The organism is Blautia sp. CAG:237 (assembly GCF_000436615.1).
GTDB lineage: Bacteria > Bacillota > Clostridia > Lachnospirales > Lachnospiraceae > Blautia_A > Blautia_A intestinihominis.
The window spans coordinates 32,177-32,597 of the sequence record NZ_FR886740.1 but is presented as its reverse complement, the minus strand read 5'-3'; the positions used below and the strand labels follow the sequence as shown (position 1 = coordinate 32,597).

At 41.3% G+C, this 421-nt stretch carries 1 protein-coding gene; it reads right to left on the bottom strand.

Annotated features, from left to right (window positions below; all coding sequences use genetic code 11):
* Positions 1-127 precede the first annotated feature (127 nt).
* A partial coding sequence (locus tag QZL69_RS08015; RefSeq protein WP_291518956.1) for a sigma factor-like helix-turn-helix DNA-binding protein occupies positions 128-421 on the bottom strand: 294 nt, incomplete at its 5' end.

The following is a 421-nucleotide window of genomic DNA, read 5'->3' as shown; positions in this document are numbered from 1 at the left end:
CTCCTGCCGCTGCGGCTGCTACGGCTCCGACTGCAACAAATCCCCAATATTTGTTTAATTTTGCCATAATACTCTGCTCCTTTCATATAACAGTTTGTTCTTTGTCACAAAGATTAGAATAATTATACTATTTTTTGTCCCAAAAAGAAAGGGAAAAGTTTCGTATCTTGCCTCTTATCCTCTGAAGTGCATTATCGATCGACTTGGGTGTTTTTCCCATAATCTTTGCGATCTGGATGTAACCATAACCCTTAAGATAATACTCCAGCACCTTATTTTCCATTGGACTTAATGTCCGGTGGATCTCCTGTTCAAGGCTCCTCGTGCTTTCCTGGTCAATGATGATATTTTCAGGATTTTCCCACCAGGAACCTTCCAGCTCATCCGTTTCCTCCGGTTCTTCACTAAGTGAAATATAGGG